This is a genomic window from Rhizobium sp. TBD182 (genome assembly GCF_001950375.1).
Taxonomy (GTDB): Bacteria; Pseudomonadota; Alphaproteobacteria; order Rhizobiales; family Rhizobiaceae; genus Agrobacterium; species Agrobacterium tumefaciens.
The window spans coordinates 1362825-1388684 of sequence record NZ_BDLN01000001.1; the positions used below are offsets into that span (position 1 = coordinate 1362825).

The 25860-nt window shown below is 60.2% G+C and carries 21 protein-coding genes and 1 tRNA gene; 12 read left to right on the forward strand and 10 right to left on the reverse strand.

Annotated features, from left to right (window positions below; all coding sequences use genetic code 11):
* Positions 1 to 54 precede the first annotated feature (54 nt).
* Genes T18_RS06855 through mnhG form a run of 6 tightly spaced genes read left to right on the forward strand, consistent with a single transcriptional unit; the run spans position 55 to position 6055 of the window.
* On the forward strand, positions 55 to 2973 hold the full coding sequence (locus T18_RS06855; RefSeq protein WP_038489789.1) for a monovalent cation/H+ antiporter subunit A: 2919 nt from the start codon (positions 55 to 57) through the stop codon (positions 2971 to 2973).
* The gene (locus T18_RS06860) at positions 2973 to 3308 is read left to right on the forward strand and encodes a Na+/H+ antiporter subunit C (protein ID WP_003514993.1); all 336 of its coding nucleotides are present in this window, start codon (positions 2973 to 2975) and stop codon (positions 3306 to 3308) included. Before T18_RS06855 ends, T18_RS06860 begins: the two co-directional genes overlap by 1 nt.
* Complete coding sequence (locus T18_RS06865; protein ID WP_003514992.1) at positions 3305 to 4951, forward strand: monovalent cation/H+ antiporter subunit D; 1647 nt, start codon at positions 3305 to 3307, stop codon at positions 4949 to 4951. The genes T18_RS06860 and T18_RS06865 overlap by 4 nt, the downstream gene beginning before the upstream one ends.
* Positions 4948 to 5436 (forward strand): Na+/H+ antiporter subunit E, encoded by a 489-nt coding sequence (locus tag T18_RS06870; RefSeq protein WP_003514990.1) that lies wholly within the window; start codon positions 4948 to 4950, stop codon positions 5434 to 5436. Before T18_RS06865 ends, T18_RS06870 begins: the two co-directional genes overlap by 4 nt.
* Positions 5433 to 5714, forward strand: a complete 282-nt coding sequence (locus T18_RS06875) for a K+/H+ antiporter subunit F (protein ID WP_003514989.1) — start codon at positions 5433 to 5435, stop codon at positions 5712 to 5714. Before T18_RS06870 ends, T18_RS06875 begins: the two co-directional genes overlap by 4 nt.
* Entirely contained in the window at positions 5711 to 6055 is a 345-nt protein-coding gene (mnhG, locus tag T18_RS06880) for a monovalent cation/H(+) antiporter subunit G (RefSeq protein ID WP_003514988.1), read from the forward strand. The genes T18_RS06875 and mnhG overlap by 4 nt, the downstream gene beginning before the upstream one ends.
* Positions 6056 to 6130: 75 nt before the next feature.
* On the opposite strand, the gene T18_RS06885 is transcribed toward mnhG, so the two are convergent.
* From T18_RS06885 to T18_RS06910, 6 genes are all read right to left on the reverse strand, one after another.
* Complete coding sequence (locus tag T18_RS06885; protein WP_233284930.1) at positions 6131 to 6568, reverse strand: alpha-ketoglutarate-dependent dioxygenase AlkB; 438 nt, start codon at positions 6566 to 6568, stop codon at positions 6131 to 6133.
* A gap of 246 nt (positions 6569 to 6814) precedes the next feature.
* Positions 6815 to 6890: transfer RNA gene (locus T18_RS06890), tRNA-Phe, on the reverse strand.
* A 285-nt stretch (positions 6891 to 7175) separates the two neighbouring features.
* Positions 7176 to 7598 (reverse strand): hypothetical protein, encoded by a 423-nt coding sequence (locus T18_RS06895; RefSeq protein WP_013635445.1) that lies wholly within the window; start codon positions 7596 to 7598, stop codon positions 7176 to 7178.
* 169 nt (positions 7599 to 7767) lie between these two features.
* A complete protein-coding gene (locus T18_RS06900) occupies positions 7768 to 9984 on the reverse strand; it encodes a 3-hydroxyacyl-CoA dehydrogenase NAD-binding domain-containing protein (protein ID WP_038489786.1) in 2217 nt (738 codons plus the stop codon).
* A 186-nt stretch (positions 9985 to 10170) separates the two neighbouring features.
* Positions 10171 to 11379, reverse strand: coding sequence for an acetyl-CoA C-acetyltransferase (locus tag T18_RS06905; protein ID WP_013635443.1), 1209 nt, complete (start codon positions 11377 to 11379; stop codon positions 10171 to 10173).
* A gap of 32 nt (positions 11380 to 11411) precedes the next feature.
* Positions 11412 to 13208 carry an acyl-CoA dehydrogenase C-terminal domain-containing protein gene (locus T18_RS06910; RefSeq protein ID WP_038489783.1) on the reverse strand — a complete coding sequence of 599 codons (1797 nt, stop codon included), beginning with the start codon at positions 13206 to 13208 and terminating at the stop codon, positions 11412 to 11414.
* A gap of 376 nt (positions 13209 to 13584) precedes the next feature.
* Here T18_RS06910 and podJ point away from each other — a divergent pair, with 376 nt between their 5' ends.
* From podJ to T18_RS06930, 4 genes are all read left to right on the forward strand, one after another.
* A complete protein-coding gene (gene podJ / locus T18_RS06915; RefSeq protein WP_075807503.1) occupies positions 13585 to 17358 on the forward strand; it encodes a cell division protein PodJ in 3774 nt (1257 codons plus the stop codon).
* Between the two features lie 262 nt (positions 17359 to 17620).
* On the forward strand, positions 17621 to 18547 hold the full coding sequence (locus T18_RS06920) for a sulfite exporter TauE/SafE family protein (RefSeq protein WP_003514964.1): 927 nt from the start codon (positions 17621 to 17623) through the stop codon (positions 18545 to 18547).
* Positions 18544 to 19368: a TIGR02186 family protein gene (locus T18_RS06925; protein WP_013635439.1), complete on the forward strand. Its 825-nt coding sequence runs from the start codon at positions 18544 to 18546 to the stop codon at positions 19366 to 19368. Before T18_RS06920 ends, T18_RS06925 begins: the two co-directional genes overlap by 4 nt.
* Before the next feature lie 160 nt (positions 19369 to 19528).
* The gene (locus tag T18_RS06930; protein WP_003514961.1) at positions 19529 to 19966 is read left to right on the forward strand and encodes a universal stress protein; all 438 of its coding nucleotides are present in this window, start codon (positions 19529 to 19531) and stop codon (positions 19964 to 19966) included.
* 18 nt (positions 19967 to 19984) lie between these two features.
* Here the strand turns inward: T18_RS06930 and pdeM are convergent, their stop codons facing one another.
* Positions 19985 to 20713: a ligase-associated DNA damage response endonuclease PdeM gene (pdeM, locus tag T18_RS06935; protein ID WP_025592414.1), complete on the reverse strand. Its 729-nt coding sequence runs from the start codon at positions 20711 to 20713 to the stop codon at positions 19985 to 19987.
* 34 nt (positions 20714 to 20747) lie between these two features.
* Complete coding sequence (locus tag T18_RS06940; RefSeq protein WP_233284929.1) at positions 20748 to 23339, reverse strand: ligase-associated DNA damage response DEXH box helicase; 2592 nt, start codon at positions 23337 to 23339, stop codon at positions 20748 to 20750.
* Positions 23340 to 23389: 50 nt separating this feature from the next.
* On the opposite strand from T18_RS06940, the gene T18_RS06945 reads away from it, so the two are divergent.
* Both T18_RS06945 and T18_RS06950 read left to right on the forward strand, forming a co-directional pair.
* Positions 23390 to 23893, forward strand: coding sequence for an RrF2 family transcriptional regulator (locus T18_RS06945; protein ID WP_013635435.1), 504 nt, complete (start codon positions 23390 to 23392; stop codon positions 23891 to 23893).
* A gap of 101 nt (positions 23894 to 23994) precedes the next feature.
* Positions 23995 to 24456: a carboxymuconolactone decarboxylase family protein gene (locus T18_RS06950; RefSeq protein ID WP_038489779.1), complete on the forward strand. Its 462-nt coding sequence runs from the start codon at positions 23995 to 23997 to the stop codon at positions 24454 to 24456.
* Between the two features lie 26 nt (positions 24457 to 24482).
* Here the strand turns inward: T18_RS06950 and T18_RS06955 are convergent, their stop codons facing one another.
* Positions 24483 to 25124 (reverse strand): YitT family protein, encoded by a 642-nt coding sequence (locus T18_RS06955; protein ID WP_003514952.1) that lies wholly within the window; start codon positions 25122 to 25124, stop codon positions 24483 to 24485.
* Positions 25125 to 25197: 73 nt separating this feature from the next.
* Positions 25198 to 25809 carry a YitT family protein gene (locus T18_RS06960; RefSeq protein WP_038489777.1) on the reverse strand — a complete coding sequence of 204 codons (612 nt, stop codon included), beginning with the start codon at positions 25807 to 25809 and terminating at the stop codon, positions 25198 to 25200.
* Positions 25810 to 25860: the final 51 nt, after the last annotated feature.

Here is a 25860-nt window from a genome sequence, read left to right on the forward strand (position 1 = left end):
GTCGTCGGAAACCCGCCGTAGGCTCCAATTCCAGAGAGAAAACCGCCGCCGCATATGACACTTGCAACCGTTCTACCATTTATTATCGCATTGCCGTTCGTCGGCGCTCTCATAACGGCCTTCATGCCGCGCGAAGGCGCGGCCGCAAGCGCGGCCTACGTAGCTAGCGCCGTAGCCCTCTTCGGCCTGGTCGGCAGCATCCTTCTTTATCCAAATGTCAGTGGCGGTGGCGTGCTGAAATACGATGTGGAATGGCTGCCGCAGCTGGGGCTTAATTTTACCCTGCGGCTGGATGGCTTCGCCTGGATTTTCGCGATCCTCATTACCGGCATCGGCCTGCTCGTGGTTCTCTACGCCCGATATTACATGTCGGCCCAGGACCCTATTCCACGGTTTTTCGCCTTTCTGCTCGCCTTCATGGGCTCGATGCTCGGCATAGTGCTGTCCGGCAACGTCATTTTGCTGTCGATCTTCTGGGAAATGACCAGCATCTTCTCGTTCCTGCTGATCGGCTACTGGCACCAGAACGCCGGCGCGCGCGATGGCGCCCGCATGGCGTTGACCGTGACCGGCATCGGCGGCTTCAGCCTGCTCGCCGGGCTTCTCATCCTCGGCCACATGGCGGGAAGCTACGATCTGGACAAGATCATCGCGGCCGGTCCCGATATCCGCGCCCATTCCCTTTATCTGCCCGCACTTATTCTCATCCTTGGCGGCGCGCTGACGAAAAGCGCACAGTTTCCGTTTCATTTCTGGCTGCCCAATGCCATGGCGGCGCCCACGCCCGTTTCCGCCTATCTGCACTCGGCCACTATGGTGAAGGCCGGGGTTTTCCTGCTGGCGCGGTTCTGGCCGGTGCTGGCAGGCACGCCGGAATGGTTCTGGCTGGTGGGTGCTGCAGGCGTCATCACCCTGCTGCTCGGCGCCTATTTCGCCATGTTCCAGCAGGACCTGAAAGGCTTGCTCGCCTATTCCACCATCAGCCATCTGGGGCTCATCACCACGCTTTTGAGCCTGGGCAGCCCGCTTGCGGCGGTTGCAGCGATCTTCCACATGGTCAACCACGCCACCTTCAAGGCATCGCTGTTCATGGCGGCTGGCATCATCGACCATGAAACCGGCACGCGCGACATGCGGCGGCTGAGCGGGCTTTACACCTATATGCCGGCAACCGCGACACTCGCCATGGCGGCCAGCGCTGCAATGGCCGGCGTGCCCCTGTTCAACGGCTTCCTCTCCAAGGAAATGTTCTTTGCCGAGGCCGTCGAAACCCACGCAGACTCGCTGCTGGACCGGGCTTTACCATACGTCGCGACGTTGTCAGGCGCCTTCGCCGTCGCCTACTCGCTACGCTTCATCCACACGGTCTTCTTCGGCCCCAAGCCGGTTGACCTGCCGAACCCCAATCCGCATGAGCCGCCGCGCTGGATGCGTTTCCCGATCGAGTTCCTGGTTTTCGCCTGCCTGATCGTCGGCATCGTTCCGAGCCTGTCGATCGGCCCGTTCCTGCATTCGGCCGTGCTTTCCGTTCTCGGTCCGCAAACGCCCGTCTACAGCCTGTCGATCTGGCACGGTTTCAACCTGCCGCTCATCATGAGTATTGCGGCACTCGGCGGCGGCGTTGCCATCTATGCCCTGCTCGGCGGCTATTTCTCCCGCTGCGACGACGGCCCGCCAATCTTCCGGCATCTTCGGGGACAGCGCATCTTCGAGCGCATTCTCGTCACCGTGTCCTGGAAGTGGGCGCGGTGGCTGGAAAGCACGCTCGGCACCCGGCGCCTGCAGCCGCAGCTGAGGCTTCTGATCCTCGTGGCGCTTCTTGCCGGTTTCTCGCCGCTTTTCCTCTCGGAATTTTCATTGTCGCTGCCGCGCGTGACGTCCTTCGATCCGATCTTTGCCATTCTGTGGCTGATCGGCATGATCGCCGCGCTGGGTGCCGCCTGGCAGGCGAAATATCATCGTCTCGCCGCACTCATCATGCTCGGCGTCTCCGGCCTTGTCACCTGCCTCACATTCGTCTGGCTTTCTGCACCCGATCTCGCGATCACCCAGTTGCTGGTCGAAATCGTCACCACCGTTCTGATCCTGCTCGGTCTCAGATGGCTGCCGAAACGCTTCGAGAAGGTGGACAGCAGCGATGAATTGCCGGCGCAGCTTCGCCGCGCCCGTGACTTCCTGCTGGCCGCCGCAAGCGGCATTGGCATGTCCGTCATCGCCTATGCGGTCATGACCCTGCCCGTGCCGAACGCCATCGCGACCTATTTCCTCGAGCGCGCCTATTCGGAAGGCGGCGGCACCAATGTCGTCAACGTCATCCTCGTCGATTTCCGCGGCTTCGACACGTTCGGCGAAATCGCGGTGCTGGCGATCGTGGCGCTGACGGTCTTTGCGCTGCTTCGCCGTTTCCGCCCTGCGCATGAAAGCATCGGGGTGCCGGAACAGCAGCAGATGCAAAACGCCTTCGATGCGGAGCGGCCCGACCGCAGCAAGGGCGATACGGTGCGCGACTATCTCTATGTACCGTCCATCGTCATGCAATGGATGTTCCCGGTTATCGTCACCTTTTCGATCTTCCTGTTCATACGCGGCCACGATCTGCCCGGCGGCGGCTTTGCGGCCGGCATCACCATGGCAATCGCGTTCCTGCTGCAATATCTCGCCGGCGGCGCGCGCTGGGCGGAGGATCGCATCCGCATCCTGCCGCTGCGCTGGATGGGCTTCGGCCTTCTGATGGCGGCGGCAACCGGCATGGGGTCCTGGTACTTCGGCTATCCGTTCCTGACCTCTTATTTCCAGTACACGGAGATACCCTATATCGGCAAAATGCCGACAGCATCCGCCTTGCTGTTCGACCTCGGCGTCTTCTCGCTGGTCGTCGGCTCCACCGTTCTTATTCTTATAGCACTGGCACACCAATCGTTGCGTAACTACCGCGTTCGCACGCCTGAAGCCGCAAAAGCGGAGGACGTGTAATGGAACTCATTCTTTCAATCGGCATCGGCATCATGACCGGCTCCGGCGTCTGGCTGATCCTGCGCCCACGCACTTATCAGGTCATCGTCGGGCTTTCGCTGCTGTCCTATGCCGTCAACCTGTTCATCTTCGGCGTCGGCGGCATTAAGACCAATGCGCCGCCGGTGCTGGTGAACGGCGTCGACAGTTCCACGCTTGCCGACCCCGTGCCGCAGGCGCTGGTGTTGACGGCAATCGTCATCGGCTTTGCGACGACTGCGCTGTTCCTCGTCGTGCTTTTGGCCGCCCGTGGGCTTACCGGCACCGACCATGTGGACGGGAGGGAATCGAAATGATGTCGTTCCCCTTCCACATCGTCATCGCGCCCATTCTGGTGCCGCTGATCACCGCAGCCCTCCTGTTGTTCTTCGACGAGCGCCAGCGCGTGGCGAAGGCCGCCATCAGCCTTGCCTCGACCGTGATATTGCTTGTTGTCGCCATCCTGCTGTTCCGCGAGGTGAACTCGACGGTCAATACCGAGATTGCGGCGGTGGTTTCGAGCGGGGTCTATCTGCTCGGCAACTGGCCGGCGCCCTTCGGCATCGTGCTCGTTGCCGATCGCCTCTCCGGGCTGATGGTGCTTTTGACGGCACTGCTTGCCATTCCCTCGCTGATCTATTCGCTGGCGAAATGGCATAAGGCAGGCGCGCATTTCCATTCGCTGTTCCAGATGATGCTGATGGGCGTCAACGGCGCTTTCCTGACCGGTGACCTCTTCAACCTCTTCGTTTTCTTCGAGGTTATGCTCGCGGCATCCTATGGTTTGCTGTTGCATGGCTCCGGTCAGCAGCGCGTCAAGGCCGGGCTGCATTACATCGCCATCAACCTCGTCGCCGCATTGTTCTTCCTGATCGGCGTCAGCCTCATCTATGGCGTCACCGGCACGCTGAACATGGGTGACCTTGCCCACCGCATAGACGGCCTCAACCCGGACCAGCGCATGCTGCTTGAAACCGGCGCTGCGGTTCTCGGCATCGCGTTCCTGGTCAAGGCTGGCATGTGGCCGCTGAATTTCTGGCTGCCTTCCGCCTATGGCTCGGCTTCAGCACCTGTCGGCGGGCTGTTTGCTATCATGAGCAAGGTCGGCATCTACGTCATTGCCCGCCTATCCTTCCTGCTTTTCGGGCAGACGGCCGGGGAATCGGCCGGTTTTGGCCATGATGCCCTGCTTGTCGGCGGCATCGCCACCATCATCTTCGGCGCCATCGGCGTTCTTGCCTCGCAGGCGCTTGGGCGGCTGGCCGGGTTTTCGGTTCTGGTGTCCTCGGGAACGCTTCTCGCCGCCATGGGCACCGGCAATCCCACGGTTGCAGCCGGCGCGCTCTATTATCTCGTCAGCTCCACACTCACCATCAGCGCTTTCTTCATGCTGATCGAACTGGTGGAACGCGGGCAGGATGCCGGCGCGAACGTTCTTGCCGTAACCATGGAAGCCTATGGCGAGGGCGAAGAGGAGGAAGAGGAGGAAGAAGTCGGCGTGACCATGCCCGGCACCATGGCGGTGCTCGGGGCGTGTTTTGCAGCCTGCGGCATTCTCCTCGCCGGTCTGCCGCCGCTCTCGGGCTTCATCGCCAAATTCTCCATGCTGACCGCCATTCTCAATCCTTCAGGGCTGGGGGCCAATGACAGCGTCTCCACCCTTTCCTGGTGGCTGGTCTTCCTGATTGTCTTTGCAGGTTTCGCCTCGCTAATCTCGATGACACGCGCGGGCATCCGCACCTTCTGGGCCTCCCTCGAAGGCACAGTACCGCGTGTTCTCGTCATCGAAATAGCGCCCATCATGCTGCTGCTGGGACTGACACTCGCCATGACCGTGCAGGCGGGGCCGGTGATGCGCTACATGCAGGAGACGGCGCGTATTCTCGATCTGCCGGCCAGCTACATTCAGGGCGTCATTTCCGCCCCGAGAGCGGGAACCAATCCGGAGGCGCAGCCATGATAAGCCGTGTCCTGCCCTACCCGCTGCTGACGGTGTCGCTGATCATCTTCTGGATGACGATCAACAGCTTTTCAGCCGGACATCTGCTGCTAGGCACCGGTGTGGCCCTCATCGCCTCCTGGGCTATGGCGTCGCTCCGGCCGGCAAAACCTCGCATCCGCAACTGGCACAAGCTCGTCAAGCTGATCGCGATCGTGCTTTACGACATCGTCCTGTCCAATATTTCCGTCGTGAAGATTATTCTGTTCCAGCGCGAGAGAGATCGCAAATCCGGTTTCCTCGCGGTGCCGCTCGATATTCGCGATCCGATGGGATTGGCCGTTCTGGCGACAATCCTCACCTCGACACCGGGAAGCGCCTGGCTCGAATATAATTCCAGCCAGGGCACGCTTCTGCTTCATGTTCTCGACGATGAGGATGAGGCGGCCTGGATAAGCCTCATCAAGAACCGATATGAAAAACTTTTGATGGAGATATTCGAATGAGTTCGATTATCCTTTTCTGGTCCTTTTCGCTCGCGCAGCTGATGCTCGCCATTGCCATGACGATTTCCGTTTACCGCATCGCCATCGGCCCACGCGCCCAGGACCGGGTGCTCGGCGTCGACACGCTCTATGTCAACGCCATGCTGCTTCTCTTGACCTTCGGCCTGCGCACCGGCAACGACATCTATTTCGAGGCCTCGCTGCTCATCGCGATCCTTGGGTTCGTCTCCACCGTTGCCCTTTCCAAATTCATGATGCGTGGCGAGGTGATTGAATGAACAATGCCGCAGAATTTCCGCTCTGGGCCGCTATTCTGGTGGCGTTCTTCGTCCTTCTGGGCGCCTCGCTGACGCTGATCGGCACCATCGGCTTTGCCAAGCTCAACAGCTTCTACGAGCGCCTGCACGCACCGACGCTCGGCACCAGCTGGGGCACCGGCGGCATCGTCATGGCCTCCATCATCTATTTCTCCGTCTCCGGCGACCGCTTCGCCTTCCACGAGATCTTCATAGGCATCTTCGTGACGGTGACGACGCCAGTGTCGCTGATGCTGCTGGGGCGTGCCGCACTTTATCGGGACCGGGCGGAGCAGAATACGGATAACCGGGAGCATCTGTAGCACCGCGGACTCAGACAAGTTTTGCGTGAATTACCTTCCTGAAGGTCAAGGAAACTCTCCTGCGACGGGCTGTCCTCAGGCCGTTGACACGTCCGATTTTCGCGACGGAATTTCATGGGACCAATCGTAACGGCCGGCATCTCCAAGCAAGACGACGGAGCAAGGCTGAAGTACAACGCTTCTAATGTCCGGTCCGCGCAATTCGCGAAACACCATTTCACACGTGGATAAAAGGCTTATCGATACTATCGTGTCGTCAAAGCACGAAACACAGTCGACATGCGCGCTGATGCCCTGTCCGGGGAGATATTCGTTTGCGATGACCTGATCGGGCAAACTCCTGCAGTATCCTGTTTCAACCAGACGTTCTGCAAAGATTTCCAGCCACGCCGGCAACTTGCCCAGATAGGCATCTGCCGTAATAGCGCGCGCCTTATAATCGTACCGGTAGCCAAAATGTTGCACGCGACGCTTCAGCTCCGTGTTCCATTCACCAGCATCAAGCATCGCCATAACGAATGCCTCCTCCGCTGAAGAAAAGAAGTCATCAAAATAGATTACGCCAGGCGGCGGATGAGAGGCGCTTATCCGATGATCCACTTGCGGGCAGCTTTCCGATTGTTGGACAAGTAGGCAGACGTAACGCATCGAGTCACATCGTCCGCGCTAAAAAACCGATGACAACGGAAGCAATCTAATCTCGCCAGCGCGGAGGAGGCAACACGCATTCAATTCAGGAAAAAATGAAATTAAGAAGAATGGTGCCCGGAGGCGGATTTGAACCACCGACACGCGGATTTTCAATCCGCTGCTCTACCAACTGAGCTATCCGGGCACTTCAGGTCCTTGAAGAACCTCCGCTTTTGGCGGGCGGGGCTGTTTGGTGCCCCGAAAGTGAGCGGGGTTATAACATCTTGTTCGGACATGGCAAGCGCCATAGCGAAGTTTTTTGACAGTTTTTTCACGGCGCCTGTGGATGGCTGGAATACGTGCGCTGTGAAGGCCTTATCGTGGCTGGAAACGCGCTATCGGCAATCCGCCAGACATGATCGACATCAGTCAGGTGGCGGGTTCAGGCGCGGCTGATCCGGGCGAGCGGCGGTTGGGCGGCTTGGGGCAATTATGCCCCTTCCCTGCGCCGTGCGGCAAGTCCAAGCGCAAAAGGCACCACAGCCACCAGAGCCGCCATGACGGGTGAGGACGCGAAGATGCGGCTGGCAAGCGAGGTAACGGCGACGGAGCGCACAACCATCATCAGGCGCGAATTCTCGTGGTCTTTCTCGTGCCTGATATCTGTAGGTTTGTGGCGGGTTGGATGGGACGCCGATTCCAGCTTTTTCACATCGCGACGCAGCTTTTCCAACTGTTTGCGGAGTTCGTCCAGTTCCGCGCGTATCGACTGGTCCACCGTAGCGGAAGCACGCGCCTCTCGGACAGCGGGCTTTTCTGCCTCTTTCTCCGCAGCTTCTTCATCAAGTTCAGCCAAGTGGTCGTCAAGGTCCGATGGTTTGTCGAAACCATGGGATCGCAGCGATGTCTTCATTGCAGTCTCCTGAAGTGTCCTGAATTGCGGCACCGGGCGCGCATCGCCCGTTCACGCCTTCTCAACGCCCCAGCCGGGCAAAGGATGCACATAAAGCGACGGTATCGGCACGATAGGCCGATAAAAAAACAGGCCCCGAAGGGCCTGTTCATTTGTGTGTCTTGAAGGCTTATGCCGCTTTCGCGGTGCTGCCATAGGGATCGAAGCGACCGTAGAAGGTCTCGCCCTTGGCGGCCATGTCCTTCAGAAGCGGCGTCGGCTTGAAGCGTGGGCCATAGGTCTCGCTCAGCTTCTCGGCCAGCGCCACGAAGCTCTTCACGCCCATGCCGTCGATATAGGAGAGGGCGCCGCCGGTGTAGGGCGCAAAGCCGAAACCGAGGATGGAGCCGACATCGGCCTCACGCGGGTCGGTGACGATGCCTTCTTCCACGGTGCGGGCGGCTTCCAGCGCCACGGTGACCAGAAAGCGCTGTTTCAGCACTTCCATATCCACATCCTCCGGCTTCTGCTGAGGATAGAGATCCTTCAGGCCGGGCCAGAGGGACTTCTTGGCGGGCTTTGGCGGGTAGTCGTAAAAGCCCTTGGCGTTCTTGCGGCCAAAACGGCCCTCGCCTTCCACCAGCTTCTTCACCAGTTCCATATGGCGCGGATCGACAGCCTTTTCACCGAGATCGGCGACGGTTGCTTTCAGGATCTTGTAGGAAAGATCGATCGCCACCTCGTCGTTCAGCGCCAGCGGGCCGACCGGCATGCCGGCGAATTTCGCGGCATTCTCGATCATGGCGGGCGGCACACCCTCAATCAGCATGTCGTAGCTTTCCGCCATGTAACGCAGCACGCAGCGATTGACGAAGAAGCCGCGCGTATCGTTGACGACAATCGGCGTCTTCCTGATCTTGGCCACATAATCCAGCGCGACGGCCAGCGCCTTATCGCCCGTTTCCTTGCCGAGGATGACTTCCGTCAGCATCATCTTCTCGACCGGCGAGAAGAAGTGGATGCCGATGAAATCCACCGGGCGCTTGGAGTTCTTCGCAAGCCCGGTGATCGGCAAGGTGGAGGTGTTGGAGGCGAAAATTGCGCCTTGCGGCAACACGGCTTCCACGGCCTCGATGACGGCCTTTTTCACGTCGCGGTCTTCGAAGACGGCCTCGATGACGAGATCGGCGTCGGAGAGCGCCGCGTAATCCGCTGTCGGGGTTACGAGGTCGAGCAAGGCCTTGCCTTCATCCTGCGTCAGCCTGCCCTTGCCGATGGCGGCCTTGACGCTTTCCTCGCAATGGCCCTTGCCCTTGTCGGCGGCTTCCTGATCGCGGTCCACCAGCGTGACGGGGATACCGGCTGCGGCGGTGACATAAGCAACGGCAGCGCCCATGAAGCCAGCGCCGACGACGCCGACCTTTCTGAACTCCGTCTTCGGCTGACCGGCCGGGCGGCGCGCGCCCTTGCCCAGTTCCTGCATGGAAACGAACAGCGAGCGGATCATGCCGAAGGCTTCCTTCGAACGAAGGATTTCGGTGAAATAACGCTGCTCCACCTTCAACGCCGTATCGAACGGCAATTGCAGACCCTCATAGACGCATTTCAGGATAGCAAGTGCGGCCGGATAGTTGCCGGCGCTTTCACGGCGCAGGATCGCCGGAGCGGCCGGCCAGAGCTGGGCAGCGGCCGGCGTCCAGATGCCGCCGCCGGGGGCCTTGAAGCCTTTTTCATCCCAGGGGGCAACCGGCTTCAGGCCGTCCTTGATCATCTGCTTGGCAGCGGAAATGAGCTGATCCGGCTCCACCACCTGATGAACCAGCCCCATGGCCTTGGCGCGCGCGCCGGTCAGCGACTGACCGGTGGTCATCATCTGCAAGGCGGATTGCGCATCGGTCAGGCGCGGCACGCGCTGGGTGCCGCCGGCACCAGGGAAGATGCCGACCTTGACTTCAGGAAGGGCTATCTTGAGGCTCTTGGCATTCGACGCGACGCGACCGTGGCAGGCAAGCGACAGCTCGAAAGCGCCGCCCATGCAGGTGCCGTTGATGGCTGAGACCCAGGGCTTGCCGTTGGTCTCCAGCTTGCGGAACAAGCCGGTCATGCGGCCGACCAGTTCGAACAGCTTGGCGGCTGCCTGATCCGGGTCCTTCGCCTTCTCGTCATTGTAGAAGGAGAACATCGACTTGATCATCGAAAGATCGGCACCGCCGGAAAACGTGCTCTTGCCGGAGGTGAAGACAACACCCTTGACGGCAGCGTCGGCGACAGTTGCTTCAACGATGGCGTTCAGTTCGTCCATCACCTCGGAAGTGAAGACATTCATGGACTTTTCCGGCATATCCCAGGTGACAAGGGCAATGCCGTCTGCGTCCGTCTCGATGGTGAAATTGGTATAAGTGCTCATCTTGGGATTCCTCTTCCCTGAATTTCGTTTCGCCGGACTTCCCGATCCCTCATTCCCGTGCCTGTCACAGGAACCCTGTCAGCCCAAGTCTTTGGGCTGGAAGACTCTCGCGCGCCGCAGACGCGGCGCTGCTGGAATCCCTGTGACGAGCACAGGGTGAGGAGCCTGGGGTTAGCCCTCCGTAACTCAAACCCGCTCGATAACCGTCGCCGTGCCCATGCCCGCGCCGATGCAGAGCGTGACGAGGGCAGTGTTCAGATCGCGCCGCTCCAGCTCGTCAAGCACCGTGCCGAGGATCATCGCTCCTGTCGCACCCAGCGGATGGCCCATGGCGATTGCGCCGCCATTGACGTTCATCCTTTCGTGGCTGATGTCGAAAGCCTGCATGTAACGCAGCACGACGGCGGCGAAGGCCTCGTTGAGTTCGAAAAGATCGATATCGGCAAGCGACATCCCGGTCTTTTTAAGAAGCTTCTCGGTCACATCCACCGGGCCGGTCAGCATCAGCGCCGGATCGGAACCGATGTTGGCGAAAGCCCTGATGCGGGCACGCGGCTTCACGCCCATCGCCTCGCCGCCCGCCTTGGAACCAACCAGAACGGCGGCCGCGCCATCGACGATACCGGACGAATTGCCCGCATGGTGCACGTAGTTGATACGCTCCACTTCCGGGTGCGCCATGATGCCAACGGCTTCGAAGCCGCCCATTTCACCCGGCATCTGGAAAGAGGGGTTGAGGGAAGCCAGCGCCTGCATGTCCGTACCGGGGCGCATATGTTCGTCGCGGTCGAGGATCGTCAGGCCGTTGCGGTCCTTCACGGGGATAACGGACTTGTTGAAATAGCCCTTTTCCCAGGCATGCGCGGCGCGCTTCTGGCTTTCGACAGCATAGGCGTCGACATCGTCCCTGGAGAAACCGTATTTCGTGGCGATGAGATCTGCCGACACGCCCTGCGGCATGAAGAAGGCGGGGAAGTTGACCGAAGGGTCCATGTACCAGGCGCCACCAGACATGCCCATGCCGACGCGCGACATGCTTTCCACGCCGCCGGCAATGACGATATCGTCGGAGCCTGCCTTGACCTTGCCGGCCGCGAAGTTGATGGCATCGAGACCTGAAGCGCAGAAGCGCGAGATCTGCATTCCCGGTGCCTTGTTGGAATAACCGGCCTCGAAGGCGGCGGCTTTCGGGATAACTGCACCGGCATCCATGACGGGATCGACACAGCCCATGATGATGTCATCGACAGCAGACGTATCGAGCCCGTTGCGGTCGCGGATGGCTTCCAGCGTCTTGGCGGCAAGGCGAACGGAGGGCACCTCATGCAGGCTGCCATCCTTCTTGCCGCGTCCGCGCGGGGTGCGGACATGGTCATAAATGTAAACGTCAGTCATTAACTCTCTCCCTCGGCGCGTGACACGCCCTGTCAGAATGCTTCCGCAGCCAGTTCCATCATGGTGTCCGCGCCGGTTTCGATGCGGGCCTTGCGTAGCGCCGTTTCCGGCATGATGCGCTCCATATAAAACTTCGCCGTGACAAGCTTGGTCTTGAGGAAATCCTCGTCCGAAGTGCTACCTGCCGCAAGGGCTTCGCTCGCCGCCTTCGCCATGCGGGCCTGCATGTAACCCAGCACCACGATACCGAAGAGGTGCATGTAATCGGTCGAACCGGCACCGGCATTGTCTGGCTTGGCCATGGCGTTCTGCATGAACCACATGGTTGCGGCCTGTAGATCGTTCAAGCCCTTCTTCAGGCCCTTTGTGTAAAGGCTGAGCTTTTCGTCGGCGCGGTTTTCCTCGCAGAAATCGCCGATTTCCTTGAACAGCGCCATGACGGCACGGCCGCCATTCATGCCGAGCTTGCGACCAACCAGATCGAGCGCCTGAATGCCGTTCGCACCCTCATAGATCATGGTGATGCGGGCATCGCGGACATATTGGCTCATGCCATGTTCCTCGATATAGCCGTGACCGCCGAAGACCTGCTGCGCCATTACGGCATGGTCGAAGCCCTTGTCGGTCAGCACGCCTTTCAGGATCGGCGTGACGAGACCGAGCAGGTCATCTGCCGTCTGACGCTCTTTCTCATCGGTCGACCGGTGGGCGATATCGGATTGCAGCGCGGTCCACAGAAGGAAGGCGCGACCAGCCTCGTTATAGGCCTTGATAGTCATCAGCGTACGGCGGATATCCGGGTGCACGATGATCGGATCGGCCTTTTTATCGGGGAATTTCGCACCGGAAAGTGAACGGCCCTGAATGCGCTCGCGGGCATATTCGACCGCATTCTGATAGGCGATCTCACCCACGGACAGGCCCTGAAGGCCGACGCCGAGGCGGGCTTCGTTCATCATCACGAACATGGCGGAGAGACCCTTGTTCTCCGCACCCAAGAGATACCCCGTCGCATCGTCATAGTTCATGACGCAGGTGGCGTTGCCGTGGATGCCCATCTTGTGTTCGATCGCGCCGCAGGTAACGCCGTTGCGCTCGCCGAGCGAACCGTCCTCCTTCACGAGGAATTTCGGCACGATGAACAGCGAAATACCCTTGGTGCCTTCCGGCGCGCCCTCGATGCGGGCAATCACCAGATGGACGATATTATCAGTCATGGAATGTTCGCCGGCCGAAATGAAGATCTTCTGGCCGGAAATCTTGTAGCTGCCGTCGCCCTGCGGAACTGCTTTTGTGCGCAGCAGGCCGAGATCGGTGCCGCAATGGGGTTCCGTCAGGTTCATGGTGCCGGACCATGTTCCCTCGACCATCTTCGGCAGATAGGTTTCTTTCTGCTCCTGCGTGCCATGGACGAGGACGGCAGCGATGGCGCCCTGCGTCAGGCCGGGATACATCATCAGCGACAGGTTGGCGGACGACATATACTCGCCAATCGCCGCATGCAGCGTATAGGGCAGGCCCTGCCCGCCGAATTCCGGAGGTACGGCGAGGCCGATCCAGCCGCCTTCACAATAGGCGTCGTAAGCCGCCTTGAAACCATCAGGAACGGAAACTGAACCATCATCTGCACGCTTGCAGCCCTGTTGATCGCCAGACAGGTTCAGCGGGAAAAGCCGCTCCTCGGCAAGTTTCGCCGCCTCGCCGGTAATAGCCTCGATCATGTCGGGGGTTGCATCCTCGAAGCCGGGCAGGTTGTTATACCGCTCGAGGCCAAGAACGTCGTTCAGAATAAAAAGCGTGTCTTTAACTGGGGCCTTGTAAACAGGCATTACCGATGTTCCTCCGCATCGTGAAAGCCGGAGCCGATCCGGCCGATATGGGATGACAATATTTGACGTGCGCGTAAACGTCAAATAAATTCCGGTCGAATGTCATGGCCCTTTTTCCGCGCAATGCTTGGCCAGCCCCACGCGAAAGCGTTACGAGCCGCAAAAGTTAAAAAATTCCAACCATAGTTAACCACTTCTTTACCACGTTTCGTGAATTCTCCGACACGAGGTAACTGCTTCGTCAATCGAAGCATTTTCCTCCATGGGGGCAAATACCGGCTCTAGAATTGCTGCATGTTGTGCGACGGCATTATCAGGCGGGTAGCCGTTGCAACAAACACCGGGCACGCCGGACGGAAGCGAAGCGAGCGAGAAGATGAACGGATTGCGATCGAAAAACCAAAGCCCGAGCGACAGGTCGTCTCTTGATGCTCTCAATCGCACCATTGAAGGCCTTGAAGCCCGCATCGAAGGGCTGATGAGCCAGAAATTTCCGCGCGACCCCCGGGCCACGACAGCTGAGCCGAAAAACGAGGCCCATGCCGCGCCGCGCGAGCCACGCGCCACCGTCACCCCGCCGCAACTCGACCCGGTCAACGAAATCCGCCAGCGCCAGCGCCTGCTTGAGGCAAGCTTCCAGCGCCCGCAGGAGCCCGTTGCGCGCCCGGAACGAACCATTACCAGACCGCTTGCGCCTGAATACCGGCCGAACGACGTGCAGAACGCGGCGGCCAACCCCGCACCGCGCGCGCGCTCCATCCCGCCCTATCAGGAGCAGCAGCGAAACGACGCGGCCTTGCAGGAGATCGCGCAGGCGCTCGTCAACCTGCGGCATGAGCTGAAGCACGATATTTCAGAAGGCGTGGCGCGCGAAGCGCAAGGGCTGCGAGCCGAAATCCGAAACATTCGCGCGATCGCGGAAGACCAGCAGTTCATCGGCGACCTGCGCGACGATATTGCAAGGCTTGCCGGCAGCATCGACCAGCTCGGCAATCTGGCCTCTCCCGATGCCTACGGGCTGCGCAATGAATTCGATGACCTGCGCCTCACCATCGATCAGCTTGCGCGTGAAGACAGCGTACATCGGATCGAAAGCCGCTGGAACACCGTGGAAGACACGTTGCGCGGTTTCGACACGGCCTCGCTGCAGGACGAAATCGTCTCGCTCGCCTATCGTCTCGACGACATCAAGACCCAGCTCGGCGGCATGAGCAACAATCCCGCCGTGCGCGTGCTTGAGGAAAAGCTGATCACCATCGCAAGCGCTGTGGAGCAGCTCGGCAAGCATATGCAGCCGAACGAGGCTGCCTTTACCGAACAGTTTTCCGGTCTGGACCAGCGACTGGATGAAATCAGCCGCGCCATTGCCGCTACTGGCGCCCGCTCCAACAATGCACAGGCCACCGACAACGCACTGGCACAGCGGCTGGAAACCCGCCTGAACGGCCTTGCCGAACAGCTCGGTGATATCAATCGTATTGCCGCCGCAAAGCCCGATCCTGCTGTGGATCTCACCGCCCGTCTTGAAACGCTGGCCGCCAAGATCGACGAATTGAGCACGGCGCGCGACGCGGCACAGCTGCACGAGCGACTGGACCAGCTTTCCCTGCTTCTGGAGCGTTCGCAGCGCCCCTCACAGCAGGCGGAACTGACATCGTTCCTCAGCGACATTTCCCGCAAGATCGACGCGCTGGATCACGGCACGGTCAATGACGGCCTGGCGGAACGGCTCGACACGCTTTCTCGGCGCATCGAAGACCTTGACTATCGCTACAGCCAGCCGCAGCCCGTTGCTGGTTTCAACGAAGGCACTTTTTCGCGCCTGGAAGAACGGCTTGGCGATATCGCGGCCCGTCTGGACGAGACCGCCCATGCCGCACCCGCCGACAGCGGCGCTTTGCTCAGCCTCGAAAATCAGATCGCCCATCTCTCCTCGCTAATCAGCCAGCCGGGTCATCACCAGCCGGCGGGCATGTCGCCGGAACTCGATGCCCGCATGTCGGCGATCGAGGACTACATGGCGTCCAACGATGAGTATATCATCGAAGCGGCTCGACAGGCGGCCGAGGCCGTTCTGGACGCCTTTACGCGCAACAATGTCTCCTCCGGCGCAAACCTCGCCGATATGACGATGCTGACCGATCTTGCCACCGATCTGCGCAGCCTCGAGGCGCTGAGCCGCAACACGGAAGAACGCACGCACCGCACCTTCGAGGCGCTGCACGAAACGCTGGTGCAGATTGCCGGTCGACTGGACAGCCTTGATAATCGCGCACCCGCTCCCGCCTATCGCGAAGAGGCAGCGCCACGCAACGTCGCGCAGCATATGATTACGCCCGCCCGCGAAGACGTGGCCATGCCGGCCGCCATCTTCCCGCAAGAGGGCTACATCACCGAAGAACAGCTTATTCTCGAAGACACGCGCGATGCCGGCGAAAACGGCGCGGATGCGATGGCAATCGTGCCGCCCGCCGCTGCAAAACCCGCAAAAGCAGAGAAAAAGAGCCTGCTTGCCGGCCTGACCAAGCGTTTCAAAACCGGCACGGCGAAGACCGCCAAATCGGCAGAAGAACCCGTATCGGCAACCACCACCCGCACGCAGGTGGAACCCGCCCCTTCGCTCGATCCGATCGACGTGCTGCCCGCGGGCCAGGAGAACGAACTTCTGGAGCCCGGCTCCGGCGCACCTGATATCAAGAAAATACTGGAACGGGTGCGCGCCAGCCAGGTCGCTTCCAGCGGCAAGGCGGCGGATGCAGAAGGCCGCACGGATTTCATCGCCGCCGCCCGTCGCGCAGCGCAGGCTGCCGCCATGGAAACCTCACCGGAGAAGCTTGAGACCGGCAAGAAAAATCGCAAGCCCGACGCTTCGGCGCTTTCACGTTATCGTCGCCCGCTGCTGCTCGGCATCGGCGCCATTCTTCTTGCGATGATGGCCATGCCGCTCGTCAAGACGATGATGGGCGGCGCGGAAGCCCCGGCACCGGTCATCGAAGAGAAGATGGGCGATGCCCCGGTCTCCGCACTTCCCGAGACCGGCGACAAGGCCGTGACCATTCCGTCCGAACTGGCTATCGATCCGCAGGAGGCGGCATCCGCCGACAGCATCGAAAACGCAGCACCATCGGAAAACACCATCGATCCGCGTACCATTGGCGGCGCGCCGCTTGCCAATGAACCGCCTGTTGCCGATGCGCCCGCTGTGGATGCGGCGACGTCAGGCACTGTCGCACAGAGTGAGCCGCAGGCACCGGTGCAAGCCGCTACCACGGCTGCCGCCGCCCAGGGCGCGATTGCGGTTCCCGCCGGTATCGAGCCAGCATCGCTGGCGGAAGCCGCAGCGAAAGGCGACACGCAGGCGCTGTACGAGATCGCAGCACGCTACACCGAAGGTCGCGGCCTTGCCGCCGATCGCGCGGAAGCCGCCAAATGGTACAAGCTGGCTGCGGATCGCGGCCTTGCTCCCGCACAATATCGTCTCGCCAACCTTTACGAGAAGGCGAATGGCGTCGAGCGCAACCTTTCCGAAGCGAAGCGCTATTACACGCTGGCAGCCGAACAGGGCAATGCAGGCGCCATGCACAATCTCGCCGTCCTGCTCGCCTCCGATGCGGCCGGCCAGCCGGATTTCACCACCGCCGCGCAATGGTTCATCAAGGCCTCCGAACTCGGCGTCCGCGACAGCCAGTTCAACCTTGCCATTCTCTACGCGCGCGGAAGCGGCGTGAAGCAGGATATCGAGGAATCCTACAAGTGGTTCTCCATTGCGGCCAAGGATGGCGACACGGACGCTGCCCAGAAGCGTGACGAGGTTGCGGGAGCGATGAACCCGCAGCAGCTTCAGAGCGCACGTGCGAAAGCCGACGCGTGGAAGGTCAAGCCGCTTTCGGAAGACGCCAACAGTGTCAACCCGCCCGAGGAATGGGCTGGCAAGGAGGGCGTGAAGACTGCCTCCGTGGACATGGAAAAGGCGATCCGCAACATTCAGGCAATCCTGAACAAGAACGGTTTCGATGCCGGCCAGCCCGACGGCAAGCTTGGCAAGAACACGGTTACCGCCATCAAGGATTTCCAGAAATCCGTTGGCCAGACACCCGACGGGCGCATCACCAACGAGCTGGTGACAGCGCTGCTCGCCCGCAACAAATAACCGTTTCGCAACGGATGAGGCGGCCTTCCCGGCCGCTTCCCCACAGTTTGGCGCCGGAATGTGGCGCTGCTCCCACGCCTGATCGCTATCTTTCCAAATTATCAACGTATTTACCGTTGAATGTTGACACGTCGGACCCTCGCGGGCATGACGGATAAGGCTGGGCATGCCCGGTCTTTTCAGACAGAAAATGTAAATCGCGGCGCGGCCCCCCACCCGGACAAGCCCTGCCGCCCGGAACCATTTGCCCGAGGTCCGAGCCGTGACTGTCTATCTGCCGATTGCAGAACTGTCGGTGAACATTTTCATCATTCTCGGCATGGGCGCGGCCGTCGGTTTTCTTTCCGGCATGTTCGGCGTGGGGGGCGGTTTTCTCATCACCCCCTTGCTGATTTTTTACAATATTCCGCCCGTAGTGGCTGTGGCGACGGGCGCAAACCAGGTGGTGGCCTCTTCCGTCTCCGGCTCGATCACGCATTTCCGGCGCGGAACGCTGGATGTGAAGCTTGGGAGCGTCCTGCTTGTCGGCGGTCTCGTGGGCGCTACGGTGGGCGTGTGGATATTCTCCTTCCTGCGCAGCATCGGCCAGCTCGATCTCATCGTTTCGCTGCTTTATGTCATCCTGCTCGGCACTGTCGGCACCTTGATGCTTAAGGAGAGCATTTCCGCCCTGCGCCGCGCTGCCCGTAATGAGACGGTGACGCTGCGCCGCCCCGGCCATCACAACTGGGTTCACCGCCTGCCGCTGAAAATGCGGTTCAAGAAGTCGAAGATCTATCTCAGCATCATTCCCGTTGTCACGCTGGGTTTCGGTATCGGCATCCTGACCTCGATCATGGGTGTCGGCGGCGGCTTCATCATGGTGCCGGCCATGATCTATCTTCTGCGTATTCCGACCAACGTCGTTGTCGGGACCTCACTGTTCCAGATCATTTTCGTTACCGCCTATACGACCATCGTTCAGGCCGCGACGAACTATTCCGTCGATGTGGTGCTGGCCTTCATCCTGATGGTCGCGGGCGTCATCGGCGCGCAATATGGCGTGCGCGTCGGGCAGAAACTGCGCGGCGAACAGCTGCGCGCGCTTTTGGCGCTTCTGGTGCTTGCAGTCGCCCTTCGCCTTGCCGTGGCACTGGTTGTTCGCCCCGAAGACCTGTTTTCGGTCGCCGTCGGAGGGTTAGGTTATTGACCCACCGCCTGCTGCTTTGCGCCTTTCTGCTTATCGGTTCCTGCCTTGCCTTTACCGCTTCGGCGCAGACACCGCCGCTTGCCCTGCCTCCCGGCACACAGCAGCGGTCCTTGCAGGAAAATATCGAAATCGGCGCATCGACGACGGAGATTCCGATCACCTCCGATTTTCGCGGGGCGGATTTCACGCTTTTCGGCGCTCTTAACAACACCGACCAGTTGCTGCTCGCTATAGGCCAATATGATATCGTCGTCACCCTTGAAGGCCCCAGCGACTACATGACGGTGCGCAAGAAGGAGCGCGTGGCCGGTATCTGGATCAATACCAGCGCCATCACCTTCACGCCGCTGCCGGAATCCTATTCCATGGCCAGCACGCGCGATATCAGCGCCGTCGCTTCGCCTGGCACCTTGCGGGCAATGGGGCTTGGTGTCGAACATCTGTCGCTCAAAAGTGCGGTGTTTTCCGGCGTGCCCGACAATGTCTTCGATTTTCAGGAGGCCTATCGGCGCCTGCGGCTTTCAAGCGGCATCTATCGCAACGACACGACCGGCGTGCGGCTTGAACGCACCGGCCTGTTCTGGGCAACCCTGCGCCTGCCCGCCAACGTCCCGAACGGCGTGCATACCGCCCGTGCCTATCTCTTCAAGAGCGGCAATTTCATCGCCCAGCGCGAGCTGAAACTGCGCGTCGTCAAGACCGGCATGGAACAGGCAATCACGGATGCCGCGCATCAGACACCGCTTGCCTATGGCGCGCTGTGCGTTCTCCTCGCCGTCGTCACGGGCTGGAGTGCCAGTATTATTTTCCGCAAGGACTGAGTGTTTTTCATTCCCGTAAAAGAGCGCGTCTTTCGCCCTCGGCGTAAAAGATAGCGTTCGCTTCCTTCAATGGTTTGCGGTAAAATTCAAGACGTTACAACCACGTACGCAGCTTATGGCGGCAAGTGCGGTTGTGACCGGGATGAAAAGGAGAAATGTCATGTTCAAGCACATTCTCATTCCCACCGATGGCTCGCCGCTGGCGCAGATCGCAATCGACCAAGGGTTCGCTCTCGCCAGAGAGGCAGGCGCAAAGGTGACCGTCGTGACGGTGTCCGAACCCTTTCACGTGATTGCCAGCGATGTCGAGGACATTGCCGCCATTGCCGAAGAGGAATTCCACCGTTGCGAGGAGGCGGAGCATTTTCTGAGAGATACGCAGGCGCACGCCGCATCGATGGGGCTGGATTGCGAAGCCCTGCTGGCGCGGGCGGGACGGCCGGATGAGGCGATTGTCGAAATCGCCAACAGGACCGGCTGCGACCTCATCGCCATGGCTTCACACCGGCGCAGAAGCTTCGTCGAGATGCTTGTCGGCAGCGTTACGGCCAAGGTGCTGAAAAACTCGAAGATACCGGTGCTGGTATACCGCCAATAGGCGGGCGGAGCGATGCGCTCAACCGAGCAGATTTGAAAACCGTACCGAATAGATGCGGTCCCGCCCCATCAGATGCGCGACGAGTGCAGCGTGGTCAAAGAGACCGCGCATCGCCTTGTGTCGCAAATCCAGTCCGCCGCTCATCACCCCGAAGGCCGGCATCAACAGGCGGGAACCATCGGTGGCGAAACAGGGGCGCCGCACCGTTTTTTCGCGACGGCGAACAGTGGCGGAGGGATGCAGATGGCCTGCGATTTCACCCGCGGCATCTCCTACCTTAGGCTCGTGGCGGAAAACGAGATTGCCATAAAACATCTCATCTACCGAAGACCCCGGCAGATCGACCGTGCCATCCGGATCGTGATTGCCGTTGATCCATATCCAGTCACGGCCACGGGCCATCTCGCGGATCAGTTCGCGCAGCATAAGCGGCAGATGCTCGGACCCGACCCGATCGTGGAAATTGTCGCCGAGGCTGACGACGATCTTCGGATCGTAACGGCTGACAAGGGAAGACAGGATTTTGAGGGTAGCGATCGTGTCGTAAGGCGGCAGCATGCGCCCGCGCCGGGCAAAGGCCGCACCTTTTTCCAGATGCAGGTCCGAGACAACCAGCAGCGACAGATCGGGCAGGTAAAGCCCACCCAACGGGTCACACCAGGCGGCGACGCCGTTGATGGCAGTTTCGCTGCCAAGGCATTCGAAGCCATTGGAAAACCTGTCGCTCAATGTCAGTCGGCTTAGCACTTTTGTGGTCGTTCCTTCATTCCAGTTTGATGCTTCAGGACATGGCTTCGGCGATAAGCTCGTCTGCGGCCTCGGCCAGCACCTGATCCATCGCCTCGCCCGCCACCGTCTCGCGGCCGATTTCCAACATGACGGGAACGGCAAGCGGCGAGACGTGCTCCAGTGCACGATGGGTGGTGTGACCCTTGATTCGCTTCAGCATATCGCCAAGACGGCCAATGTCCAAAAGTCCCGCCGCCGCATCACGTCTGGTTGCCTCCAGCAGAATATGATCCGGCTCATGGCTGCGAAGAACGTCATAAATAAGATCGGCGGAGACCGTGACCTGACGGCCCGTCTTTTCCTTGCCGGGATGGCGGCGTTCGATGAGGCCTGAAATGACGGCACAGTTGCGGAAGGTCCGCTTCAGCATGAAGGATTCGTCCAGCCACGCCTCCAGATCGTCGCCCAGCATGTCCTCGTCGAGAAGTTCCGCCAACGACAGGCGGCGGGATTTCAGCCGCCTGCCAATATCCTCCATGGCCCAGATGGCGAGCGAATAATCGGTGGCAACGAAGCCCATGGGCTTTGCGCCCGCCCGTTCCAGCCGCCGTGTCAGAAGCATGCCGAGGGTCTGGTGAGCCAGCCGCCCTTCAAAAGGATACATGACCATGAAGAAGCGTTTGCGGAAGGGAAATGTCTCGACCAGCAGCTCGTCGCGCTTGGGAATGATCGATTTTTCCTTCTGGATTGCCAGCCAGTCGCGCACCTGATCCGGCAGCGACTGCCAGCGGGCGGGATCGGACAGCATGGAGCGCACCTGGTCCGCAAGGTAGGTGGAAAGCGGAAACTTGCCGCCGGCATAGGAGGGTATCTTCGGGTCCATCGAAAAGGCCTGCGACACCAGGCATTCATTCTCCCGGATGCCTTCGAAGCGCAGAACCTTGCCGGCAAACAGGAAGGTATCGCCCTGCACCAGCTGCTCGAGGAAATATTCCTCGACCTTGCCGAGCGACATGCCGCCGCGTCCGACCGAGCCCTTGGCATTGCGCTTGACCATGCGGACATTAAGTTCCGCAGCCTCGACGATGGTGCCGAGGTTGAGGCGATATTGCTGCGCGACCGCCGGATTGGAGACACGCCAGCGGCCGTCCTTCATCTGGCGGATGCGGGCGTAACGTTCATAGGTGCGCAGTGCGTATCCACCGGTAGCGGTAAAATCCACAACGCGGTCGAAGGTAGAACGCGGTAGATCTGCATAGGGTGAAGCGCTTGTCACTTCACGATAGAGATCATCCGCATCGAAAGGTTCGGCGCAGGCCATACCGAGCACATGCTGGGCAAGAACATCCAGTGCGCCTTGCGCGATGGGGGGCGTATCCTGCGCGCCGATATAGTTCGCATCGAGTGCGGCCCGGCACTCCATCACCTCGAAACGGTTGGCGGGAACGAGGATTGCCTTTGACGGCTCATCCATACGGTGATTGGCGCGGCCGATGCGTTGGGCAAGGCGGCTCGCCCCCTTTGGCGCGCCGACATGCACGACGAGATCGACATCGCCCCAGTCTATGCCGAGATCGAGCGTGGAGGTGGCGACGACCGCGCGCAATTTGTTTTCAGCCATCGCGGCCTCCACCCGGCGGCGCTGTCCGGCATCCAGCGAACCGTGATGCAAGGCGATCGGAAGATTATCGTCGTTTACATTCCAGAGTTCCTGAAAAATCCGTTCCGCCTGCGAACGGGTGTTAACGAAGATGAGCGTCGTCTGGTGCGCCTTCAGAGCGGGATACAAATCCTTCATGGCGTAGCGCGCGGAATGGCCGGACCATGGAATACGCTCCTCCGTCTGCAGAATGGCGATGTTTGGCTTGGCTCCGCCTTCCACTGTTATAAGACCTGCGGGCGGTTCTCCCTGCCCCTGCGGAGCCAGGTAACGGCGTAAATCCATCGGCTCCGCCACCGTGGCGGAAAGGCCAATGAAGCGGACATGCGGCGCGTGCCTGCGCACCCGTGCGAGCGCGAGCGACAGCAGATGGCCACGCTTGGAGGTGACGAGCGAGTGCAGCTCATCCAGCACCACATATTTCAGGTCGCGGAAAAAGCGCTCGGCTTCCTTGTTGGCAAGCAGCAGCGACACCTGTTCCGGCGTCGTCAGGAGAATATCGGGCGGTTTGACCTTCTGGCGCTGGCGTTTTGCCTGCGGCGTATCGCCGGTGCGGGTTTCGATTGAGATCGGCAGGCCCATTTCCGTGACAGGCTTGGTGAGATTGCGTTCGATATCCACCGCAAGTGCCTTGAGCGGCGAGATGTAAAGCGTGTGCACGCCGACAAAGGCGGAGCCCGGCGGCACCTTGCCGCGTTCAGCAAGATCGGTGAGCGACGCCATGAAGCCGCCCAGCGTCTTGCCGGCACCCGTCGGTGCAATCAGCAGCATGTTTTCGCCGCCACGCGCCCGAGCCATCAGCTCCAATTGATGCGCGCGCGGGGACCACCCTTTTTCGGCAAACCATTTCTGGAATGAAAGGGGCAAGGTGCCGACATGCGTGCCGGAAATGGGAGACTCAGCGTGTTTCACGCCTTCAAGGTAGTGAGAAACCTTGAAAAAAGAAGAGTGGAACAGAGCTGCTTGACAGGAATGCATAATCATGGATAAATAATATCCACGATACTAAAGCAAACCAAACGTGAGCAAATCGGATGAAACTCGGCGACGGCGTTGAACAGGCCATTCACAGCGTAGGCATGTTAGCGGGACTTTCCGAAGGCGGCGTGCTTTCGGCGGCGGCGCTGGCAGAATTCCATGGCGTTTCCACGAGTTATCTCTTGAAGCACCTGCAATTGCTTTCCGGTGCCGGAATAGTTTCCACCGTACCAGGGCCGAAGGGCGGTTATCGTCTGGCCCGGACAACCGACAAGATTACCCTGCTTGATATTGTTCTGGCCGTGGAGGGACCACAGCCTGCCTTTCGCTGCGCAGAAATTCGCCAGCGCGGGCCGAACCCCCTGCCGGGACGTTATTTCACCAAGCCCTGCGGCATCAACGCCGCGATGCTGAAGGCGGAGAAAGCCTATCGGGCGGAACTCGCTAAAACCAGCATTGCCGACATTCTGGGCGACCTTGCCGCCACTGACGACGGCGGCATTGCGGCACGCGGCTGCGCCTTTCTGGAGCTGAACGAGCGCAGGACGGCGACGCGCTAGAACCTAAAAAGACCCGACCATCTGAAATACCGGAGAGCTTCGCAGCTTCCCGGAACGATGACACATGCCCCTCAAACTGAACCACGAATGGAGAGAGACACATGAAAACCCGTTTGAACTATGCCAAAGCGTCCCCTGAAGCCTTCAAAGCCGTGATGGCGCTCGAAACCTACGTCCAGAGCAGCGGCCTCGAGCGCCGCTTCGTTCATCTCATCAAGCTGCGCGCATCAATCATGAATGGCTGCGCGTTCTGTGTGGACATGCATGTGAAGGAAAGCCGTCACGACGGTCTTTCCGAACAGTGGATCAACCTGATGAGCGTTTGGCGGGAATCCCCGGTATATACCGAACAGGAACGGGCGTTGCTCGGCTGGGTGGATGCGGTAACGAAGATTGCCGAAACCGGCGCTCCGGATGACGCCTTCGAGACCCTGAAGGCGCATTTCTCCGATGAGGACATCGTGAAGATCACCGTTGCCATCGGTGCCATCAACACCTGGAACCGCATCGCCGTCGGCTTCCGTTCGCAGCACCCGGTCGAAGCGACAGCAAAAGCAGCCTGATCCGCTTTACCTGCACCGGACGACCGTTACATGGCGATGTAGCGGTCGTTTCTATGATTGATGGCGAGCGCGAGGTTCATGACCAGCGCGCCGAGGATGGAGCAGAGGATGACGAAGGGTGTCGCCACGAAGAATGAGCACGCCAGCACCATGCCATCGAAGGCGAGCTGGACGAGACCGGCGCGCCAGCCAAAACGGTCCTGAAGATAAAGCGCCAATATGCCGAAGCCGCCGAGGCTGGTGCGATGGCGGAACAGTGCCAGCATGCCTGCCGCGACCGTCAACCCGCCGAAAAGGGCGGCCGCGACGGGATTGATGCTTTCGAACGCGAAGAAGCCCGGCATATATTCCGAAAGCAGCGCCGTCATGGCAATGGCGCAAAAGGTCTTGACCGTGAAGGCAAGGCCGAGACGGCGGAAGGCGAGATAATAAAACGGCAGATTGACGAGGAAGAACACCGCGCCGAAGCTGAAGCCGATCGAATAGTGCACCAGAAAGGCAATACCCACCACACCTCCGGTGAGGAGGCCCGCAGCGGAAAGCAGCGTCACGCCGAGCGAGACCAGCATGCTGCCCGCCAGAACGCCCTGGGCATCTTCCAGCAGCGAATGGCGATCGGGCGCAGAAGCCCAGATATTCACGCGCTTGCGCGTAGTCGTATCGCCCATGCCTGTTCCCCTGATTTTCCGGCCTTGATCGAGCTATTGCGCCCAAGCGCGAGAGATTTCAAGCGTACTTTCTTCAGCGCACAACGATGTATCTGTCCGAGCGGTGGTTGATGGCGAGAAACATGTTCAGCACGAAGGCGCCGACAATCGAATAGACGACGGTGGCCGGATCGATGACGAGGAAGGCGCAGAGCATCACGAATGCATCAAAGGCAAGCTGGATCAGGCCGGCGCGGATGCCGAAGCGGTCCTGAATATAGATGGCCAGAATGCCGATGCCGCCGAGGCTGGCGCGATGGCGATAAAGCGCCAGCAACCCGTAACCGAGGAGCAGGCCACCGAGCAGCGCCGCCCAGAGCGGGTTGATGCTGTCAATGACCATCCAGCGCGCTTCCACTTCCGTCAGCACCGAAACAAGACCGATGGCAATGAAGGTCTTGAGGGAAAAGGCAAGACCGAGGCGGCGGAACGAGAGGTAATAGAAGGGCAGATTGACGAGGAAGAACAGGAGGCCGAAGCTGATGCCGAAGGCATAGTGAATGAGGAAGGCGACGCCGGCGGTGCCACCGGTCAAAAGGCCGACCTTGTTCAGCAGATAAAAACCGAGCGCCGATACGATAGCTCCGGTAACGATGCCCTGCACGTCTTCCACTGGCGCATGTTTGGCCGGATCCGAACTCCACATGCTGTAAACGCTTCTCGTTCTGCTCACGCTTTTTCCCTCAGGTTTCCGCGC

Excerpts from the sequence above, each read along its gene's own strand:
- T18_RS06885 (WP_233284930.1), bottom strand. The coding sequence starts at position 6,568 with ATGGCGATGCTTGATGCTGGTGAATGGAACACGGAGCTGAAGCGTCGC.
- mnhG (WP_003514988.1), top strand. The coding sequence starts at position 5,711 with ATGAACAATGCCGCAGAATTTCCGCTCTGGGCCGCTATTCTGGTGGCG.
- podJ (WP_075807503.1), top strand. The coding sequence starts at position 13,585 with ATGAACGGATTGCGATCGAAAAACCAAAGCCCGAGCGACAGGTCGTCT.
- T18_RS06960 (WP_038489777.1), bottom strand. The coding sequence starts at position 25,809 with ATGTGGAGTTCGGATCCGGCCAAACATGCGCCAGTGGAAGACGTGCAG.
- T18_RS06930 (WP_003514961.1), top strand. The coding sequence starts at position 19,529 with ATGTTCAAGCACATTCTCATTCCCACCGATGGCTCGCCGCTGGCGCAG.
- T18_RS06905 (WP_013635443.1), bottom strand. The coding sequence starts at position 11,379 with ATGACTGACGTTTACATTTATGACCATGTCCGCACCCCGCGCGGACGC.
- T18_RS06855 (WP_038489789.1), top strand. The coding sequence starts at position 55 with ATGACACTTGCAACCGTTCTACCATTTATTATCGCATTGCCGTTCGTC.
- T18_RS06900 (WP_038489786.1), bottom strand. The coding sequence starts at position 9,984 with ATGAGCACTTATACCAATTTCACCATCGAGACGGACGCAGACGGCATT.
- T18_RS06875 (WP_003514989.1), top strand. The coding sequence starts at position 5,433 with ATGAGTTCGATTATCCTTTTCTGGTCCTTTTCGCTCGCGCAGCTGATG.
- T18_RS06940 (WP_233284929.1), bottom strand. The coding sequence starts at position 23,339 with ATGATTATGCATTCCTGTCAAGCAGCTCTGTTCCACTCTTCTTTTTTC.
- T18_RS06945 (WP_013635435.1), top strand. The coding sequence starts at position 23,390 with ATGAAACTCGGCGACGGCGTTGAACAGGCCATTCACAGCGTAGGCATG.
- T18_RS06955 (WP_003514952.1), bottom strand. The coding sequence starts at position 25,124 with ATGGGCGATACGACTACGCGCAAGCGCGTGAATATCTGGGCTTCTGCG.
- T18_RS06950 (WP_038489779.1), top strand. The coding sequence starts at position 23,995 with ATGAAAACCCGTTTGAACTATGCCAAAGCGTCCCCTGAAGCCTTCAAA.
- T18_RS06860 (WP_003514993.1), top strand. The coding sequence starts at position 2,973 with ATGGAACTCATTCTTTCAATCGGCATCGGCATCATGACCGGCTCCGGC.
- T18_RS06865 (WP_003514992.1), top strand. The coding sequence starts at position 3,305 with ATGATGTCGTTCCCCTTCCACATCGTCATCGCGCCCATTCTGGTGCCG.
- T18_RS06910 (WP_038489783.1), bottom strand. The coding sequence starts at position 13,208 with ATGCCTGTTTACAAGGCCCCAGTTAAAGACACGCTTTTTATTCTGAAC.
- T18_RS06870 (WP_003514990.1), top strand. The coding sequence starts at position 4,948 with ATGATAAGCCGTGTCCTGCCCTACCCGCTGCTGACGGTGTCGCTGATC.
- T18_RS06895 (WP_013635445.1), bottom strand. The coding sequence starts at position 7,598 with ATGAAGACATCGCTGCGATCCCATGGTTTCGACAAACCATCGGACCTT.